Annotated in this window: 20 protein-coding genes; 6 read left to right on the top strand and 14 right to left on the bottom strand. The window is 69.6% G+C overall.

Annotated elements, in window-relative coordinates:
* Positions 1-4: 4 nt before the first annotated feature.
* The 6 genes from AC1KAT_RS17595 to AC1KAT_RS17570 form a co-directional block, all read right to left on the bottom strand.
* Positions 5-934, bottom strand: a complete 930-nt coding sequence (locus AC1KAT_RS17595) for an NAD(P)-dependent oxidoreductase (RefSeq protein WP_480328272.1) — start codon at positions 932-934, stop codon at positions 5-7.
* Positions 935-1,028: 94 nt separating this feature from the next.
* The gene (gene rodA / locus AC1KAT_RS17590; protein WP_480328271.1) at positions 1,029-2,183 is read right to left on the bottom strand and encodes a rod shape-determining protein RodA; all 1,155 of its coding nucleotides are present in this window, start codon (positions 2,181-2,183) and stop codon (positions 1,029-1,031) included.
* Positions 2,180-4,303 (bottom strand): penicillin-binding protein 2, encoded by a 2,124-nt coding sequence (gene mrdA / locus AC1KAT_RS17585; protein WP_480328270.1) that lies wholly within the window; start codon positions 4,301-4,303, stop codon positions 2,180-2,182. Before mrdA ends, rodA begins: the two co-directional genes overlap by 4 nt.
* A gap of 132 nt (positions 4,304-4,435) precedes the next feature.
* Positions 4,436-4,954, bottom strand: coding sequence for a rod shape-determining protein MreD (mreD, locus tag AC1KAT_RS17580; RefSeq protein WP_480328269.1), 519 nt, complete (start codon positions 4,952-4,954; stop codon positions 4,436-4,438).
* Positions 4,951-5,895: a rod shape-determining protein MreC gene (gene mreC / locus AC1KAT_RS17575; protein WP_480328268.1), complete on the bottom strand. Its 945-nt coding sequence runs from the start codon at positions 5,893-5,895 to the stop codon at positions 4,951-4,953. Before mreC ends, mreD begins: the two co-directional genes overlap by 4 nt.
* Before the next feature lie 88 nt (positions 5,896-5,983).
* Positions 5,984-7,027, bottom strand: coding sequence for a rod shape-determining protein (locus AC1KAT_RS17570; protein ID WP_480328267.1), 1,044 nt, complete (start codon positions 7,025-7,027; stop codon positions 5,984-5,986).
* 302 nt (positions 7,028-7,329) lie between these two features.
* Between AC1KAT_RS17570 and gatC the strand changes: the two genes are divergently transcribed.
* Genes gatC through gatB form a run of 3 tightly spaced genes read left to right on the top strand, consistent with a single transcriptional unit; the run spans position 7,330 to position 10,569 of the window.
* Positions 7,330-7,629, top strand: coding sequence for an Asp-tRNA(Asn)/Glu-tRNA(Gln) amidotransferase subunit GatC (gene gatC, locus AC1KAT_RS17565; protein WP_480328266.1), 300 nt, complete (start codon positions 7,330-7,332; stop codon positions 7,627-7,629).
* Positions 7,626-9,113: an Asp-tRNA(Asn)/Glu-tRNA(Gln) amidotransferase subunit GatA gene (gene gatA, locus AC1KAT_RS17560; RefSeq protein ID WP_480328265.1), complete on the top strand. Its 1,488-nt coding sequence runs from the start codon at positions 7,626-7,628 to the stop codon at positions 9,111-9,113. The genes gatC and gatA overlap by 4 nt, the downstream gene beginning before the upstream one ends.
* A 4-nt stretch (positions 9,114-9,117) precedes the next feature.
* The gene (gatB, locus tag AC1KAT_RS17555; RefSeq protein ID WP_480328264.1) at positions 9,118-10,569 is read left to right on the top strand and encodes an Asp-tRNA(Asn)/Glu-tRNA(Gln) amidotransferase subunit GatB; all 1,452 of its coding nucleotides are present in this window, start codon (positions 9,118-9,120) and stop codon (positions 10,567-10,569) included.
* Positions 10,570-10,638: 69 nt separating this feature from the next.
* On the opposite strand, the gene AC1KAT_RS17550 is transcribed toward gatB, so the two are convergent.
* Both AC1KAT_RS17550 and pyrE read right to left on the bottom strand, forming a co-directional pair.
* On the bottom strand, positions 10,639-11,325 hold the full coding sequence (locus AC1KAT_RS17550; RefSeq protein ID WP_480328263.1) for a DUF4124 domain-containing protein: 687 nt from the start codon (positions 11,323-11,325) through the stop codon (positions 10,639-10,641).
* The gene (gene pyrE, locus AC1KAT_RS17545; RefSeq protein ID WP_480328262.1) at positions 11,326-12,003 is read right to left on the bottom strand and encodes an orotate phosphoribosyltransferase; all 678 of its coding nucleotides are present in this window, start codon (positions 12,001-12,003) and stop codon (positions 11,326-11,328) included.
* Between the two features lie 14 nt (positions 12,004-12,017).
* On the opposite strand from pyrE, the gene AC1KAT_RS17540 reads away from it, so the two are divergent.
* Complete coding sequence (locus AC1KAT_RS17540) at positions 12,018-12,809, top strand: exodeoxyribonuclease III (RefSeq protein ID WP_480328261.1); 792 nt, start codon at positions 12,018-12,020, stop codon at positions 12,807-12,809.
* A 22-nt stretch (positions 12,810-12,831) separates the two neighbouring features.
* On the opposite strand, the gene AC1KAT_RS17535 is transcribed toward AC1KAT_RS17540, so the two are convergent.
* The 6 genes from AC1KAT_RS17535 to AC1KAT_RS17510 all read right to left on the bottom strand — a co-directional run bounded on the left by AC1KAT_RS17535 (position 12,832) and on the right by AC1KAT_RS17510 (position 16,656).
* A complete protein-coding gene (locus AC1KAT_RS17535) occupies positions 12,832-13,467 on the bottom strand; it encodes an NrsF family protein (RefSeq protein ID WP_480328260.1) in 636 nt (211 codons plus the stop codon).
* The gene (locus AC1KAT_RS17530; protein ID WP_480328259.1) at positions 13,464-14,078 is read right to left on the bottom strand and encodes a sigma-70 family RNA polymerase sigma factor; all 615 of its coding nucleotides are present in this window, start codon (positions 14,076-14,078) and stop codon (positions 13,464-13,466) included. The genes AC1KAT_RS17535 and AC1KAT_RS17530 overlap by 4 nt, the downstream gene beginning before the upstream one ends.
* A 68-nt stretch (positions 14,079-14,146) precedes the next feature.
* The gene (locus tag AC1KAT_RS17525; protein WP_480328258.1) at positions 14,147-14,674 is read right to left on the bottom strand and encodes a DoxX family protein; all 528 of its coding nucleotides are present in this window, start codon (positions 14,672-14,674) and stop codon (positions 14,147-14,149) included.
* Positions 14,671-15,456, bottom strand: a complete 786-nt coding sequence (locus tag AC1KAT_RS17520; protein ID WP_480328257.1) for an HvfC/BufC N-terminal domain-containing protein — start codon at positions 15,454-15,456, stop codon at positions 14,671-14,673. The genes AC1KAT_RS17525 and AC1KAT_RS17520 overlap by 4 nt, the downstream gene beginning before the upstream one ends.
* The gene (gene bufB, locus AC1KAT_RS17515) at positions 15,453-16,304 is read right to left on the bottom strand and encodes an MNIO family bufferin maturase (RefSeq protein WP_480328256.1); all 852 of its coding nucleotides are present in this window, start codon (positions 16,302-16,304) and stop codon (positions 15,453-15,455) included. The genes AC1KAT_RS17520 and bufB overlap by 4 nt, the downstream gene beginning before the upstream one ends.
* Positions 16,305-16,356: 52 nt before the next feature.
* A complete protein-coding gene (locus AC1KAT_RS17510) occupies positions 16,357-16,656 on the bottom strand; it encodes a BufA1 family periplasmic bufferin-type metallophore (RefSeq protein WP_480328255.1) in 300 nt (99 codons plus the stop codon).
* Positions 16,657-16,874: 218 nt separating this feature from the next.
* On the opposite strand from AC1KAT_RS17510, the gene AC1KAT_RS17505 reads away from it, so the two are divergent.
* Both AC1KAT_RS17505 and AC1KAT_RS17500 read left to right on the top strand, forming a co-directional pair.
* Positions 16,875-17,300, top strand: coding sequence for a DUF3597 domain-containing protein (locus tag AC1KAT_RS17505; RefSeq protein WP_480328254.1), 426 nt, complete (start codon positions 16,875-16,877; stop codon positions 17,298-17,300).
* Between the two features lie 21 nt (positions 17,301-17,321).
* The gene (locus AC1KAT_RS17500) at positions 17,322-17,924 is read left to right on the top strand and encodes a DUF937 domain-containing protein (RefSeq protein ID WP_480328253.1); all 603 of its coding nucleotides are present in this window, start codon (positions 17,322-17,324) and stop codon (positions 17,922-17,924) included.
* Positions 17,925-17,946 lie beyond the last annotated feature (22 nt).

Below are 17,946 nucleotides of genomic sequence, written 5' to 3'. Positions count from 1 at the left end.
GCCGTCAGCCCGCCGAGCGGCGGCGCAGCAGCTCGAGGACGCTCGCGTCGTCCATGCCGCCCAGGCCGTTCTTGCAGGCCTCGGCGAACAGCGCGGCGGCCTGCGCACCCATCGGGGGTTCGACCCCGGCGGCGCGGGCCATCGCCACGGCCAGGCCCGTGTCGCGCTGCATCAGCGCCGTGCGCGCACGCGGCAGGTAGTCGCCGCGCAGCGCGCGGTGCAGGCGGTCGTTGGCGATCCAGCTCTGGCCCGACGACTGCTCGATGACTTCCAGCGTGCGTGGCACGTTCAGCCCCAGGCGTTCGGCCAGGGCCAGCGCCTCGGCCGCCGCCGCGAGGTTGGCGGCGGCGAGCAAGGCATTGACGAGCTGGGTGCGCGCCGCGTCGCCCGTGTGTTCGCTCACCACGTGCACGTGCGACGAAAGGTCGGTGACCAGGCGGCGGTGGCGCTCCAGCGTGTCGTGCGGGCAGGCCAGCAACAGGCCGATGTGGCCCTCGCGGGCGCGCTCGCTGGGGCCGGCCAGCGGTGCATCGAGGCAGTCGATGCCGCGTTGCTGCAAAGCCTGGGCGATGCGTTCGGTGTCGTGTGGGGCGAGCGTTGCGCACAGCATCACGGCACTGCCGGCGCGCAGCGAGGGCACCGCGCCATGGGCACCGAACAGCACCTCGTGCGTCTGCGCCGCGTCGCCCACGGTCACCACCAGCACGTCGCTCGACGAGGCCACGCCGCCCGGTGTGGCGCAGGCCATCGCGCCTGAGCCCACGGCTTGTTCTTCACGCTGTGAATCGCGGTCGTGCACCGCGACCTGGTAGCCCAGCGACAGCAGCCGTTCGGCCAGCGCCGCGCCGGTGCGGCCCACGCCGATGAAGCCGACGCGCGGGCGGGGCGGGTCGTGCGGGTGGTCGGCGAGGGGGGACTGGGTGTCGGGGTGCATCCCGCCGAGCTTATCGGCCCCGGCGTGGCGCGTCACCCCGCGTTCCGGCGCAAGGCGACCGGCGGGGGGCGGATGGTGCGTGATGCAGCCGCGCTCAGCGTTGCATCAGGCGCCGGCTTTTCGAGATCGACATCAGGATGCCCAGCCCCAGCCCGAGCGTCACCATCGCCGTGCCGCCGTAGCTGATGAAGGGCAACGGCACGCCCACCACCGGCAGGATGCCGCTCACCATGCCCATGTTGACGAAGGCATAGGTGAAGAAGCCCAGCGTGATGGCCCCGGCCAGGAGCCGCGAGAACACCGTCGGCGCATCGGCCGCGATCAAGAGCCCACGGAAGATCAGGAAGATGAAACCCAGCAGCAGCGCAATGCAGCCAGCCAGGCCGAACTCTTCGGAAAACGCCGCGAAGATGAAGTCGGTGGTGCGCTCGGGGATGAACTCCAGGTGCGTTTGCGTGCCATTCATGAAGCCCTTGCCCCAGATGCCGCCCGAGCCGATGGCGATCATCCCCTGGATGATGTGGAAGCCCTTGCCCAGCGGGTCGGCGGTCGGGTCGAGCAGCGTGCACACGCGGTTCTTCTGGTAGCCGTGCAGGATGGGCCAGTCCACGTCGGGCTGGCAGATCCGGTCCTCCGACAGCACCAGCGCGAGGATGGCCACGACCCCCATCACGAACACCGGGATGATCAGCTTCCACGACAGGCCGGCGAAGAAGATCACATAGATGCCGCCGGCCAGCACGAGCAGCGCCGTGCCCAGATCGGGCTGTTTCATGATCAGCCCGACCGGCACCGCCAGCAGCGCCACCGCGACCAGGAAGTCCGGCACGCGCAACTGGCCCTCGCGGCGCTGGAACCACCACGCCAGCATCAGCGGCGTGGCGATCTTGAGCATCTCGCTGGGCTGGATGACGACGCCGATGTTGAGCCAGCGCGTCGCGCCCTTCTTGGTGATGCCGAAGAACTCCACCCCCAGCAGCAGCAGCACGCCGACGATGTACAGCGGCACGGCAAACGCCATCAGCCGCTGCGGTGGCACCTGGGCCACGACGAACAACAGGGCCACCGCCAGCAGCATGTTGCGGCCGTGGTCCACGAAGCGCGTGCCGTGGTCGAACCCGGCGGAGTACATCGTCACCAGCCCGCCCGCAGCCAGCAGCAGCACCGCCAGCAGCAGCCAGCCATCGAAGCCGATGAAGATCGGCTTGATGCGCGTCCACAGCGGGGGTTTGTCGAAGACGGCGTTCATCGCGTGGGGCTCCCGCCGAGTGGTCGTTCGGCCTGCGAAGCGGCCGGGGGTGTCGCAGCCGCCGACGCGGGGGCCGAGGCCGCCAGCACGCTGCGGAACGCCGCCGGCGCGACCGCGGAGGCCGGCACCGTGGCGGCCTGCGCCACCGGCCCGGGCACCACGGCATTCGGCGACGCGCCCGGCAGCGGCACCGACGAGGCCAGGCGCGGCGTGCCCACCGGCGCCGACGACTTGCCCTCGCGCGTGAGCACCAGGTCTTCTTCGCTCGGGTACTGCCCGACGAGCAGGTAGTCGAGCACGCGGCGCGCGATCGGCGCGGCGGCCTGTGCGCCGAAGCCCGCGTTCTCGACCACCACCGCCAGCGCCACGGTCGGCGCTTCGAGCGGTGCGAAGGCGATGTACAGCGAGTGGTCGCGCTTGTGTTCTTCGAGCTTGCTGGCGTTGTACTTCTCGTTCTGGCGCACGCCCACGGCCTGCGCGGTGCCGGTCTTGCCGCCGCTCTTGTAAGGGGCGCCGGCGAACACCCGCGTCGAGGTGCCTTCTTGCGTCACGCCGTGCATCGCGCGCAGCACCACGGCCACGTGCTCGGGGTTGAAGGCCAGCGGCTCGTCGGTCTTGACGTTGACCGGCTTGCGCTCGCGCGTCTCGACGTCCTCGACCTCGCGCACCAGGTGCGGCTGGAAGCGCTGGCCGCCCGAAACCAGCGTGGACATCGCGTTGGCCACCTGCAGCATCGTGAAGTTGTTGTAGCCCTGGCCGATGCCCAGCGAAATGGTCTCGCCGGCGTACCACTTCTGCTGCTCGGGCTTCTTGTAGGCGCGCTTCTTCCAGGCGGTGGACGGCAGCACGCCGGTGACCTCGCCTTCGAGGTCGATGCCGGTCTTGCGGCCGAAGCTGAACGGGCTCAGCTGCTCGTGCATCAGGTCCACGCCCATCTCGTTGGCCAGCGAGTAGTAGTAGACGTTGCTCGACTTGACGATGGAGCGGTGCATGTCCACCGCGCCCAGGCCGCCGTCGCCGTGGCTGCGGAACACGTGGTTGCCGAACTGGAAGGTGCCGCCGTCGTGCACCACCTGCGTCGCGCTGCGCTTGCCGCTGTTGAGCGCGGCCATCGCCATGAAGGGCTTGAAGGTCGAACCTGGCGGGTAGGTGCCGCGCAGCGCCCGGTTGAGCAGCGGCTTGTCGATGGATTCGTTCAGCTCTTTCCACGACTCGCTGTCGATGCCATCGACGAACAGGTTCGGGTCGAAGGTCGGTTTGCTGACGAAGGCGAGGATCTCGCCGTTGCGCGGGTCGATGGCCACCAGTGCGCCGCGCCGGCCGCCGAACATGTCTTCGATCAGCGCCTGCAGCTTGATGTCGATCGACAGCACCAGCTTGTTGCCCGGCGTGGCCGAGTGGCTGTTGAGGCGCCGCACGGCGCGCCCGCCGGCGCTGGTCTCGACCTCGTCGAAACCGGTGATGCCGTGCAGCTCGCCTTCGTACGACTGCTCGATGCCCAGCTTGCCGATGTATTCGGTGCCGCGGTAGTTGTCGGCCTGCTCTTCGGGCCAGTCTTCCATCTGGGCTTTTTCGGCCTGGTTGATGCGGCCGATGTAGCCGATCAGGTGGCTGCCCACCTCGCCGAGCGGGTAGTTGCGGAAGAGCCGCGCCTTGATGTCCACGCCCGGGAAGCGGAAGCGCTGCGCCGTGAAGCGCGCCACCTCCTCGTCGGTGAGCTTGGTGCGGATCGGCAGCGACTCGAAGCTCTTGCTTTCATCCATCAGGCGCTTGAAGCGCTTGCGGTCGCGCGGCGTGATCTCGACGATCTGGCTCAGCGCGTCGATGGCGGCTTCGAGGTCGTCCACCTTCGAGGGCGTGATCTCGAGCGTGTAGGCCGAGTAGTTGTTGGCCAGCACCACGCCGTGGCGATCGACGATCAGCCCGCGGTTGGGCACCACCGGCACGACAGCGATGCGGTTGTTCTCGGCCCGCACCGACAGCTCTTCGTGCCGCAGCACCTGCAGCACCACCAGCCGCGCCAGGATCAGGCTGAACGCGAACAGCACGAACGCGGCCGCGACCAGCAGCCGCTTGCGGAAGCGGCTCAGCTCTTGCTCGACGTTCTTCAGCTCCGTCATGGAATGGGGCCCCCACGTCGCTCCCGCTCCTGCCCCCCGAGGGGGCGCCACGGGTCGGCCGGCAAAGCCGGTCCTCGCGCGTTGCTCGATGGCGGCTTCGCTGGGCTCGCCGGTGTCATGGCCACGGTGGTTTTAGAGAGGACGGTTTTGATCGGGGTCGGGCGGGCGTCGCTGGGGTGCGAGCAGCACCAGCGACACCACCGGCCACAGCAGGCTTTCGAACACCGGCGCCAGCATCAGTTCCCAGCCCGGGAACATGCCGCCGACCAGCATGCGCACGGTGAGCGACACCACGTGCGCGGCCACGAACAGCGGCAGGATCTGCAGCGCCTGCGACAGCAGGCCGAACCACAGCAGGCGACGGTGGATGGTGATCGCGAAGAAGCTCAGCAGCGTGTAAGCCAGCGCGTGCTGGCCGAGCACGGCGCTGTCGTGCACGTCCATCATCAGGCCGAACACGAAGGCCACGCCCACGCCGACGCGGCGCGGCTGGTGCACGTTCCAGAACACCAGCACCAGCGCCAGGAGGTCGGGCAGTGCGGGGTTGCGCCCCATGGGCACGAGGTTGGCCGCGAACGCCAGCAGCAGCGACGTCCACATGAACAACGGGTTGACCGGCAGCAGCAGCTGGTCCGAACCGCGCGGCATCATCGGCGCGCCCCTTTCTTGCCCTTGTCGGCCGCCTTTTCACCGGGACGGTCGCCCGCCACCTCGTCGGTCGGTGCCGGCCGTGGCGGCAGTTGCACGCCGATGGGTTCCAGCACCAGCACATGACGCACGCTGTCGGGCTGGGCCAGAGGCGCCAGCGCAATGCGCGCGAAGCCGGCGTCCACCTTGCGGTCGATGTTCGTCACGGTGGCCACCGGCACGCCGGCCGGGTAGATGCCATCGACGCCCGAAGTCGCCAGCACGTCGCCCACCTGCACGTCCGCGTTGCCGGCCATGAAGCGCAGTTCGAGCCCGGCGCCGTTGGGGTTGCCGAAGGCGGCACTGCGCGCCTGGGTGCGCACGTTGAGCACGGGGATGGCGGCTTCCTTGTCGGTCAGCAGCGTGACCTCGGCGCTGTAGGGGTACACGCGCGTCACTTGGCCCAGCACGCCGGCTTCGTTGATGACTGGCGAGGCCACCACCACGCCCTGGCGCGCGCCGCGGTCGATGATGACCTTGCGCGAATACGGGTCGGCCGCGTCGTACAGCACCTCGGCTGCCTGCGAATGCACCTGCAGCGCCTCGCGCAGGTGCAGCAGCGCGCGCAGGCGGTTGTTTTCTTTTTCGAGCAGATCGACCTTGGCAGTGCGCTCGGCCTGTGCCGCCAGCGCCCGCCGCGCCGTCTGCTCGTTGTTGATCGCGTCGTCGAGCCCGGAGAGGTAGCCGTGCGCCGAGCCCATCGCGTCGATCGGCACCCGCAACACGCGCTCGACCGGGTGCAGCACCGTCGCGACCAGCGCGCGCACCGGCTGGGTGATCGAAAAGCGCGTGTCCGCGATCATCAAGAACAGCGCCAGCGCAGAGAAGAACATCAGCCGCGTGAGCGCCGAGGGCCCCTGTCGAAAGAAGGGCGGCGGGGTGCGATCAAGGGTTCCGAGTGGCATCGACGGGGAAACGGGTCGGCTGTCGGCTAATTGAAGCGAAAAAGCCGGCCACGTGGACCACGCGCCGGCTGTGTGAAGTGCGTCACGCTCACTCGGAGGTGAAGATGCTGCCCAGGCGCTCCATGCGCTCCAGCGCCATGCCGCAACCGCGCACCACGCAGGTCAGCGGATCTTCGGCCACCAGCACCGGCAGACCGGTTTCTTCGGCCAGCAGGCGGTCCAGGTCGCGCAGCAGGGCGCCGCCGCCGGTGAGCATCATGCCGCGCTCTGCGATGTCGGCGCCGAGTTCGGGCGGGGTCTGTTCGAGCGCGTTCTTCACCGCCGAGACCATCTGGTTCAGCGGGTCGGTCAGGGCCTCGAGGATTTCGTTCGAGCTGATCGTGAAGCTGCGCGGCACGCCTTCGCTGAGGTTGCGGCCCTTGACTTCCATCTCTTTGACTTCGGAGCCCGGGAAGGCCGAGCCGATCTGCTTCTTGATGGCTTCGGCGGTGGGCTCGCCGATCAGCATGCCGTAGTTGCGGCGGATGTAATTGATGATCGACTCGTCGAACTTGTCGCCGCCGACGCGGATGCTGCCCTTGTAGACCATGCCGCCCAGCGAGATGACGCCGACTTCGGTCGTGCCGCCGCCGATGTCGACCACCATCGAGCCGCTGGCTTCGGACACCGGCAGGCCGGCGCCGATGGCGGCGGCCATGGGTTCTTCGATCAGGTAGACCTCGCTGGCGCCGGCACCGAGGGCCGATTCGCGGATGGCGCGGCGCTCGACCTGGGTCGAGCCGCAGGGCACGCAGATGATGATCCGAGGGCTCGGCTTGAGCATCTTCGAGTCGTGGACCATCTTGATGAACTGCTTGAGCATCTGCTCAGTGACCGTGAAGTCGGCGATCACGCCGTCCTTCATCGGGCGGATGGCCTCGATGTTGCCGGGCACCTTGCCCAGCATGGCCTTGGCTTCGGCCCCGACGGCCTGGATGGTTTTCTTGCCGTTCGGCCCGCCCTCGTGGCGGATGGCAACGACCGAGGGCTCGTCGAGCACGATGCCCTTGCCACGCACATAGATCAGCGTGTTGGCGGTGCCGAGGTCGATGGCGAGGTCGGTCGAGAAGTAGCGGCGCAGGGAAGCAAACATGGGCGTTGGTGTCGTCAGGTGATCGGGCGTGGCTGAAGGGCAAAGGCGGAGCTTGCAGCGGACGCGTGCGGCAGACCAGCTTCGACGACGTTTCTTGTGTGTTGGGGTGTTGGATGCGCGCGCCCGAGGCGACGGCGACGCGCGCGCTTTTGGAATCAGCCCAGAACGGCTCCGAAAAACACCACGAAAGCCCCGAAATACCAGGGAATTGTGTGCTTCAAGGGGGTTGTGGATAACCGGGGATAATACTGCAATCACCCCCTAATTCACCCTCGTGAACCCGCTTGCGGGAGTGCTTTTCCATGCCCCTGTCCCCTGACGACGTGAGTCGCATCGCTCACCTGGCCCGGCTCGAACTCCAGCCGGCCGAACAAGCCGCGATGCTCCAGCAACTCAACGGTTTCTTCTCCATCGTCGAGCGCATGAGTGCGGTCGATACCAGCGGGGTCGAGCCGCTCTACACCCCGCTGTCTGCGGTGCAGGACGTGCACCTGCGCCTGCGCGACGACGTGGTCACCGAGACCGATCAGCGTGCCCTCAACCAGCGCAGTGCCCCGGCCGTGGAAGACGGCCTGTTCCTCGTTCCCAAGGTCATCGAATGAGTGACTGGCACCTGAAGACCGCGGCCGACCTGGGCCGCGCGCTCGACGCGAAAGACGTCTCCAGCGTCGAATTGACGAAACATCTGCTCGCACGGGTTGCGACGCACCAACAACTCGGCAGCTTCCTGTGCGTCGATGAAGGCTTGGCGCTGCAGCAGGCCCAGGCCGCCGACGCCCGCCGCGCGGCCGGCGAACGCGGCGCGCTGCTGGGCGTGCCGCTGGCGCACAAAGACGTCTTCGTCACCGCCGACCTGCCCACCACGGCCGGCTCGAAGATGTTGGCCGGCTACCGCAGCCCCTTCGACGCGACCGTCGTGAAGAAGCTCGCCGACGCCGGCACCGTGACGCTGGGCAAGCTCAACTGCGACGAGTTCGCCATGGGCTCGGGCAACGAGAACTCGGCCTACGGCGCCGTCAAGAACCCCTGGGACGCGAGCCGCGTGCCGGGCGGGTCGTCGGGCGGTTCGGCGGCGGCGGTGGCCGCGCGGCTGATTCCGGCGGCGACCGGCACCGACACCGGCGGCTCGATCCGCCAGCCGGCCAGCTTCACCGGCGTCACCGGCATCAAGCCGACCTACGGCGTGTGCTCGCGCTACGGGATGATCGCCTTCGCCTCCAGCCTCGACCAGGCCGGGCCCTTCGCCCGCAGCGCCGAAGACTGCGCGCTGCTGCTGCAAACCATGAGCGGCTTCGACCCGCGCGACGCCACCAGCGCCGAGCGCCCGCCCGCCGACTTCATCGGCGCGCTGAAGGCCCCGCGTGAGGGCGCGACGGCCGCGCAACCGCTCAAGGGCCTGCGCATCGGGCTGCCGGCAGAATTCTTCCCGGCCGCGCTGGCCGCCGACGTGAACGGCGCCGTGCGCGCCGCGCTGGCCGAGTTCGAAAAGCTCGGCGCCACCCTGGTGGACGTGAGCCTGCCGCGCACCGAGCTGTCGATCCCCGTGTACTACATCATCGCGCCGGCCGAGGCCAGCTCGAACCTGAGCCGCTTCGATGGCGTGCGCTTCGGGCACCGTGCCGAGAAGTACACCGACCTGCTCAGCATGTACAAGCGCAGCCGCGCCGAAGGCTTCGGCGCCGAGGTCAAGCGCCGGATCATGATCGGCGCCTACGTGCTGAGCCACGGCTACTACGACGCGTACTACCTGCAGGCGCAGAAGCTGCGCCGCATGATCGCGGACGACTTCCAGGCTGTCTTCAAGCAGTGCGACGTGATCGCCGGCCCGGTCGCCCCGACGGTGGCCTGGAAGCTCGGCGACAAGAGCGACGACCCGGTGGCGAACTACCTCGCCGACATATTCACGCTGCCCGCCAGCCTGGCCGGCCTGCCCGGCATGAGCCTGCCTGCCGGCTTCGGCGAGGCCTCGATGCCGGTCGGCCTGCAGTTGATCGGCAACTACTTCGACGAAGGCACGCTGCTGCACGCGGCGCACGCCTTCCAGCAAGCGACCGACTGGCACCAACGCGCGCCCGCGGGCATCTGATTTCATGAGCACCAGCAAACTCATCCGCGGCTACGAGGTCGTGATCGGCCTCGAAACGCACGCGCAGCTCTCGACGCAGAGCAAGATCTTCAGCGGCTCGTCCACGCGCTTCGGCGCCGAGGCCAACACGCAGGCGAGTCCCGTGGACCTGGCCCTGCCGGGCACGCTGCCGGTCATGAACAAGGGCGCGGTCGAGCGCGCCATCGTGTTCGGCCTGGCGGTCAACGCGAAGGTGGCGAACCACTCGATCTTCGCGCGCAAGAACTACTTCTACCCCGACCTGCCCAAGGGCTACCAGATCAGCCAGTACGAGACGCCGGTGGTGCAGGGCGGCGAGGTCAAGTTCTTCGTGGGCGACGTCGCGCACACCGTGCACCTGACCCGCGCCCACCTCGAAGAAGACGCCGGCAAGTCGCTGCACGAAGACTATGCCGGCCAGACCGGCATCGACCTCAACCGCGCCGGCACGCCGCTGCTCGAGATCGTCACCGAGCCCGACATGCGCTCCAGCGCCGAGGCGGTCGAGTACGCCAAGGCGCTGCACACGCTGGTCGTGTGGCTGGGCATCTGCGACGGCAACATGCAGGAAGGCAGCTTCCGCTGCGACGCGAACGTGTCGGTGCGCAAGCCCGGGGCCGACTACGGCACGCGCCGCGAGATCAAGAACCTGAACAGCTTTAAGTTCCTGCAGCAGGCCATCGACTCCGAAGTGCAGTGGCAGATCGACGAGATCGAGGCCGGCGGCACGATCGAGCAGGCGACCGTTCTCTTCAACCCCGACACGGGGGAGACGAAGGCCATGCGCACCAAGGAAGACGCGCACGACTACCGCTACTTCCCCGACCCCGACCTGCCGCCGCTGGTGATCGCGCAAGACTGGATCGAGCGCGTGCGTGCCGAGATGCCCGAGCTGCCGCAGGCGCTGGCCGATCGCTTCCAGGCCGAGTACAAGCTGCCCGCCTACGACGCGGCCATGATGACGCAGAGCAAGGCCTTCGCCGCCTTCTTTGAAGAGGCGGCCCAGGTCAGCGGACAGCCCAAGCTGGTCGCCAACTGGGTGATGGGCGAAGTGTCGCGGCGGCTGAACAGCAGCGATCAGGGCATCGAGCAGAGCCCGGTGTCGGCCGCGACGCTGGCGAAGCTGATCGGGCGCATTGCCGACGGCACGATCTCGAACAACGGCGCCAAGCAGGTGTTCGAGGCCCTGTGGTCAGAGGGCGCGACCGATGTCGATGCGGTCATTGACGCCAAGGGCCTCAAGCAGATGAGTGACAGTGGCGAGCTGGAGCGCATCCTCGACGAGGTGCTGGCGGCCAACGCCAAGTCGGTGGAGGAGTTCCGCGCCGGCAAAGAGAAGGCCTTCAACGCGCTGGTCGGCCAGGCCATGAAAGCGACCAAGGGCAAGGCCAACCCGGCGGCGGTCAACGAGCTGCTGAAGAAGAAGCTCGCCGGCTGACGCTGCGAAGCCAGACGAAAAACGGGGCGCTCGCGGCGCCCCGTTTCTTTGGATGCGACGGACGGTGGGCTACTTCGCCGCCGTGCCCTTGGCCGCCGGCTTGTGGGTCGGCAGCTCGGCCGCCAGGCCCAGCGAGCCCGGCGTGGCCCCGCCCCACAGCTTCTTCAAGTGCGCCAGCTCCGCGTCGTAGAGCTTGTTGATGCGCACGATCTCGTTCTTCTGGTTCTCGATCAGCGACTTCTGGGCCGCGGCCGCGGCGTCGTTGGCGTCGAGTTGCTGTTTCAGCTTCAGCGGCAGTTTCTTGCCTGTGTAGAACTCGGCTTCGTCGGCCAGCGGCTTGCGCTCGCGCTCCAGGTCGATCAGGCGCTTCTCGGAGAAGACGACCCCTTTGCGCACGTCGTCGAGCGCGGCCTCGCGGGCCTTCTGGTGGGTGGCCTCGTTGGGGAAGCGTGACAGCAGGTTGCGGTCACGGCGGATCGCGTCGCGTTGCGCCGCTCGGTCGGCAGCGGCCTGGCGCTCGCGGGCTTCCGCCTCGGCCTGCTCGTCGGCCGTCATCGAGGGGGGCAGCACCTGCTTGACCGAGCCGTCGGAGTTGAGCACGCGCTGCTCTCGGGCCAGGCATTCGCGGATGGGGCGGTCGGAGGTGAGGCGCCGCCCGTTGGTGTCAACGCAGCTGTAGATGGCCGCCGAGGCCGCCCCGGCTGCACCCAGCAGCGCGGCGCTCAACAACCCTTGTGCGATCCATCTGTGGTTCATCTACACCCCGTATCGGTCCCGATAGGCCGCGACGCGGCCCACGTGTTCGCCGAGCGACGGATCGGCGTTGCTGTTCAGGTAAGCCAGCAAGTCGGTCAGCGTGGCGATCGCGCTGACCTTCAGGCCGAGCTGCTGCTCGACCCATTGCACCGCCGACCACGGCGCATCTTGCCCGTTCTCGGTGGCCTTCTCTTGACGGTCGAGTGCGATGGCCACACCGCAGGGTGTGCCGCCGGCCGACCGGATCATGGAGATGGATTCACGCACCGAGGTTCCCGCAGAGATGACGTCGTCGATGATGAGAACGCGGCCGGCCACCGGCGCGCCGACAAGCGTCCCACCCTCGCCATGGTCTTTCGCTTCTTTGCGGTTGTAGGCGTAGGGCACGTTGCAGCCGCGGCGGGCCAGTTCGATCGCCACGGCAGCGGCCAGCGTGATGCCCTTGTAGGCGGGGCCGAAGATCATGTCGAACTCGATGCCCGAGGCCAGCAGGCGCGCTGCATAGAATTCTGCGAGGCGGCCCAGCTTGGCGCCGTCGTCGAACAGGCCGGCGTTGAAGAAATACGGGCTCATGCGCCCGGCCTTGGTCTTGAATTCACCGAACCGCAGCACGGACGCTTGCACCGAGAACTTCACGAAGTCCTGGGCGAGCGAGTCGGTCGTGGCGGTCGGGCTCATCGGGAGTGCTTTCGGTGTTTCGGCTGGTTTCTTTAAACCTGAACGGCATCCGTTCAGCGGCGAACAAGGGCTTCGTGCCTTGGGCCGAACAAGTGGGCGCAGATTGTATGGGGGTGCAAGAGGTCAAAGCCCAGGCCGCGGACGTGGCTGGGCGCCTCGATGCGGTGGCCGGCATGACCGGGCATTTCCACTATGCGCAGAAGAAGGGCTACTCGGGTGTCGGGATGTATTCGCGGCATGCGCCCAGCGACGTGGTGGTCGGCTTCGACGCCGGCGAATTCGACGCCGAAGGCCGCTACGTCGAGCTGCGCTTCGACAAACCCGGGCGCAAGTTCAGCGTGATCAGCTGTTACTTCCCGAGCGGGTCGAGCGGCGAAGACCGGCAGCTGGCGAAGTTTCGCTTCCTGGCGCTGATGACGCCGCAGTTGATCAAGCTCAAGGCCGAGCGCGAGTTCGTGCTGGTGGGCGACGTGAACATCGCGCACAAGGAAATCGACCTCAAGAACTGGAAGAGCAACCAGAAGAACAGCGGCTTCCTGCCCGAAGAGCGCGCGTGGATGACGCACACGCTCGACGAGGTCGGGCTCGTGGACGTGTACCGCCGCCTGGAGCCGACCGCCACCGACGCCGCCTACACGTGGTGGAGCAACCGCGGCCAGGCCTATGCCAAGAACGTGGGCTGGCGCCTCGACTACCACTTGGCCACGCCGGGCTTTGCCGAGACCGCGCGCCGCGTGGCGATCTACAAAGATCAGAAATTCAGCGACCATGCGCCGCTGACGGTGGACTACGACTTCAGCCTGTAGCCAGCCGCTCGCCGGGCTGTGATCACCAGCGCAGCACGCGCGGCCCCAGCGCGGCGCCGATCGCGGCGCTGAGGCCGATGCCCAGCGTGTACCAGAGCGCGATGAACGACAGTGCCGCCTCGGTGCACGACAACGCGTAAGCCACCGCGCCGAGCGAGCCGGCCATCAGGCCCGCCGCCAAGCCTGCCGCGCGCGGACGCGTCGGCGCCAGGCCGCGCAGCGCCCACAGCGCCCCGGCCAGGGCCGGCAGCGACAGCACCAGCACGTTGAACGGGCATTCGGCCCACGAGTGGCCGAGCAGCGCACGGGTGCGTTCGGTCGCGGGCGCGCCAAACCAATCGGCCAGGCCGAGGGCCAGCACGGCCAGCCCCACCGCCGTCACTGCGCGCACCGGTGCGGCCACGCTCGCGGCCGGCCGTGCAAGCCGCGCTGCCAGCCAGGCCGCCGCCACGGCCAGCCCGCCGCCATAGGCGAACTTGAACCAGGGCGCGGGCGTGGCGAACATCTCGCGCGGCACCAGGCCGAGCGCGGCCACGGCCAGCACGGCGGCGAGCACCACGCCGGCCAGGCCGGCCGGTACGAGGCGGCGCGCCGCCACCGCGCGCGGGGCCGGGCCGGCGCCACGCGCCAGCAGGTCGATCAAATCGTGCGTCTTCACGGCGTACCTCTCACCAGGGCCGCGAGCTTCTTGAGCCCCCGGTGCACCTGCACCTTGATGGCCGACTCGCTCGCGCCAGTGCGCGCGGCGGCTTCGGTCACCGACAGGCCTTCGATCTTGGTCAGCACGATGGCGTCGCGCTGCGCGGCGGGCAGGGCTTCGAGCAGTACGCCCAGGTCGCGTGGCGCGGACGCTTCGGCCTCGGGCGCGGCCGGCTGCTCGGCTTCGTCGAGCCCGTCGAGCGGGTCGTGCAAGGCCTCGCGGCGACCGCGCCGGCGCCACAGGTCCACCAGCTTGTGGCGTGCGATGGCCAGTGCCCAGGCGCTGACGGGCACGGCCGGGTCCCAGGTGCCACGTTGCAGGTGCAGCGCGAGCAGGGTGTCTTGCAGCAGGTCTTCGACCTCGTCGGGCGCGGCCTGCAGCCGGCGGCGCAGGTAGGCCCGCAGGCGCGTGGCCAGGCGCTGCAAGGCCTCGCGGTAGGCGGCCTCGTCGCCGGCCTGGGCCCGGAGCCACAGCGGGTGCAGCACCGCCTCGAAGGCCTGCGCGGGGCTGGGCGCGGGCGGCGCCGGCGCAGTGGCCGGTGGGGCGAGGGGGCGGGCGAGGCTCGGCATGGCCCGCGCATTCTGATGCGCCTGCGGGCTGGTCCACGCCATGCCCGAGGCCACCGCGCCCAGATTCATCACCGGCCCCAGCGGCGGGCGATCAGGTGGTCGAGCGACACCATGCCGGGCCCGCGCACCATCAGCCACAGCAGCACGGCCGCCCAGACGCCGTGCGTCGGGTAGGCGCCGGGGTAGACGAGGAACTGGATCACCGCCGTCATGCCCAGCAGCCCGAAGGCCGACAGCCGCGTCGCCAGCCCCAGCAGCAGCAACACCGGCAGCACGTGTTCGCCGGTGGCGGCCAGCACCGCGCCGAGTTCGGGCGGCAGCAGCGGCAGCGCGTACTCGTCGTGAAAGAGTTCGACCGTGCCCTCGGCCAGGCGCGGCCAGCCGAGCGTGAACTCTCCTTCGACGAGGTCGATCGCCAGGCCCTCGACCTTCGTCTGGCCCGACTTCCAGAACACCGCGGCGATCGAAAAGCGCGCCAGCAGCGCGATGGCCGATTCGGGCAGCGCCGCGAAGGCGCGGTGGACTTGCGCGAGGCGCCCGGCCAGGCCGGTGCGCGGGGCGGGTGTCGGCGGGGGGGGCCAGGTGGCGTCGTTCATGCGGTGTCTCCGGTGAGCCAGGCGACGAGCGCGCCGTGGCGAATCAAGGGGGCCCAGGCGGCGGCCAGGTCGAGCGAGTCGCCGGCCTGCGCGCAGGCGGCGCCGAGCGGCTGCCCGGCCATCCACGCGCGGTAGAAGGCGACGGCCTCGGGCGCGACGGGCACGACCCACACCGTGTCGGCCGGGTCGCGCAGCACGAGTGCGGCCTCGGGGTGGTCGATCTCGACCGGCGGCGGTTCGCCTTCGGTCTGGTGTGCCGCCCACAGCGTGGCGACGGCCCAGCGCGAGGCGAGCAGCTGGCACGACGGGTGCCAGCGCACCCGCGCCTGCGGCAGCGTGGCCGGGTCGGCCCCGTGCGCGGCGAATTGCGCCGCGCTGAGCGCGGGCGCATCGTCGGCGTGGAAGGCGTGCACGCGCGCCCATTCGAGCCGGGTGATGTCGGCCAGCGCGGGCACGGCACGCGCTGGCTCGAAGCCGTCGAGCCAGTCGGCGAAGCCCTCGCCGTACTCGGCGAGCACCGGCGAGGTCGGCGGGTGGGCCGTGAGGTAGGCCCGCCCCAGCGCGTCGAAGAACTCGCCGCCGACCCAGCGGCGCGCGACCGGAAAGGTGTCGCCCAGCGCGGCCGTCAGCGAGGCGACGACGTTGTTGCGGTAGACCGCGAAGCGCGAGGCCACATCGCCGCCGGCGGGCGCGCACAGGCCGGCGGGCAGCGGCCGGGCCGCGTCGAGCAGGGCGGCGGCGAAGCCGGCCTGGGGCGATGCGGCGGTGACGTCAGCGTTCACGGCAAGGCCTCTTCGCGGGCGAGGGCCGACGCACGCCCGAGCGCCGCCCGCGCCTGGGCGGCCTCGGCATTGAGCACCGCGAGCGGCGGCACGTCGTGGTCGCGTTCGATCAGCGTGGGCACCGGGCCCAGCCGCGCCAGCGTGCGTTCGTACAGCGCCCACACGGCGGTGTCGACGGGTGAGCCGTGCTGGTCGATCAGCAGGCGTGTGCCGTTGGCGTCTCGGTCTTCGGCGAAGCCGGCCAGGTGGATCTCGCCCACCGCGTCGGCCGGCAATGCGGAGATCAGCACCCAGGGGTCGAGCCCCTGGTTCACGCCGCTCACATACGCGTTGTTCACGTCGAGCAGCAGGCCGCAGCCGGTGCGCCGCACCAGCGCGTCCAGAAACTCGCCTTCGCTCATCGTGGAGCCCTCGAAGGCGAGGTAGGTGCTGGGGTTCTCGACCAGCACGCGGCGGCGCAACCGGGTCTGCAGCTGGTCCACGTGTTCGCACACGCGGGCCAGCGTGGCGGCGTCGTAAGGCACCGGCAGCAGGTCGTTGAGGCAGGTGTCGCCGACCCGCGACCAGGCCAGGTGCTCGGACACCCAGCGCGGCTCGAAGCGTTCGACCACCGCCGCGAGCCGCGCGAGGTGCCGTGCGTCGAGCGGGCCCTCGCCGCCCAGCGACAGGCCCACGCCGTGTACCGACAGCGGCCACTGTGCGCGGATGCGCTCCAGCTGCCGCTGCCTCGGCCCGCCGGCCACCATGTGGTTCTCGGCGTGCACCTCGAAGAAGTCGAGCGACGCGCCGCCTTGCAGGATCTGCGCGACGTGCACGTCCTTCAGGCCAATGCCGACGGGGGCGCTCATGGGCGGCGACTCTGCGCGCGGGTGGAGGGGGCGGGTGTGGGGCCGGTCCCGGTCAGGCCTTCTTCTCTTTGAAGGCCTTGAGCTGGCCCATGCCGGTCGGCGAGGTCTTCGAGGCCGTCTTCTCGCAGCTGCCCTTGGCCACGTACGCCCAGGCGTCGCCCTGGAAATCGCGCTTGGACGAGCCGGCACAGGTGGTGCCGGCGCCTGCCGCGCAGTCGTTCTTGCCTTTCAGTGCCACGCCGTAGCACTTCTCTTGTTCAGCGGCCTGCACAGGTGCGGCGGCCAACGTCAGCGCGGCGCCGAGGGCGAGGGCCAAGGCGGCGGCGGTGGGGGTGGTGAGGGCTTGGGACATCAAGGGCTCCTGGGTGGCGAATGGGTGGAAAGAGGGCGCGCGTCAGGCCCGCCCCTCGGTGAATCGCCGGTGGGGCCGGGTGGGTTACAGCGCCGCGAATTCTTTTTTGCTGCAGGCCGCCGCGCGCGCCGGCCCTGCGGGGTGCAGGGTCATTGCGCCGTCATGGCGCGGCGCCACCGCGCCGATACGATGGCCCGCTCATCCACCGGAGCGCACCCATGGGCTTTTTCAGCAACATCCTCGGCAAACTGGGCATCGGCGACGGCAAGACCGCCCCTGTGCCGCCCACCCCCACCGCGCCCGTCGCCGCGGCCCCGACCGCCCCCACTGCTGCCGCCGCAGCGCCCAGCGCGCCGGCGGAGCCGGTGGTCAACCCGATCGCAGTCGTCGACGTGGTGGCACAGCTGGAAAAGCGCGCTGCCGCGAGCCCGCAAAAACTCAACTGGCGCACCTCGATCGTCGACCTGCTCAAGCTGTTGGACATCGACAGCAGCCTGGCCGCGCGCAAGGAGCTGGCCAAAGAGCTGTACTGCCCACCCGAACTGATGGACGACTCTGCGCAAATGAACATGTGGCTGCACAAGAACGTGCTCGCGCACATCGCGGCCAACGGCGGCAACGTGCCGAAAGAACTGCTCGACTGACCCTCGCCAGCGGAGACGACCATGCAACTCACCGACTTGCTCGCCCAGACGGGCGGGCTTTCTTCGATGGCGCACGAACTGGGCGTCAGCGAAACCCAGGCGGTCCAGGGCGCCGAAGCGCTGCTGCCCGCCATCCTGGGTGGCTTCAAGAAACAGGCGCAGACGCGGCCGGCCGGCCCCGGTGGCCTGGGCGACCTGCTCGGCCAACTGGGCGGCGGCGGCCTGCTCGACCAGGTGCTGTCGCCGCAGCCGACCGACACACGCCCGGGCGACAACGTGCTCGGGCAGATCTTCGGCTCGAAGGACGTGAGCCGCACGGTGGCCCAGAACGCCTCGACCCAGACTGGCCTCGACCCCGCGCTGCTGAAGAAGATGCTGCCGATGCTGGCCATGCTGGTGACCGGCTTCATGGCCCGCCAGCAGGCCGGGGGCGGCGGGCTCCAGGCCGGCGGGGCCGGCGGTGGGCTGGGCGGCCTGCTGGGCGGGCTGCTCGGGGGACTGACCGGCGGCGGCTCGGCCGCGGGCGCCGCCCCGGCCGGCGGCCTCGGCGCGATGCTCGACATGAACGGCGATGGCAACGCGCTCGACGACATGCTGCGTCTGGCGGGCCGGGCGATGCGCTGACCCGAAGCAGGCGCCGCGCCTC

Source organism: Piscinibacter sp. PDB5-1 (genome assembly GCF_056676035.1).
This window is presented reverse-complemented; position numbering and strand designations above follow the sequence as displayed.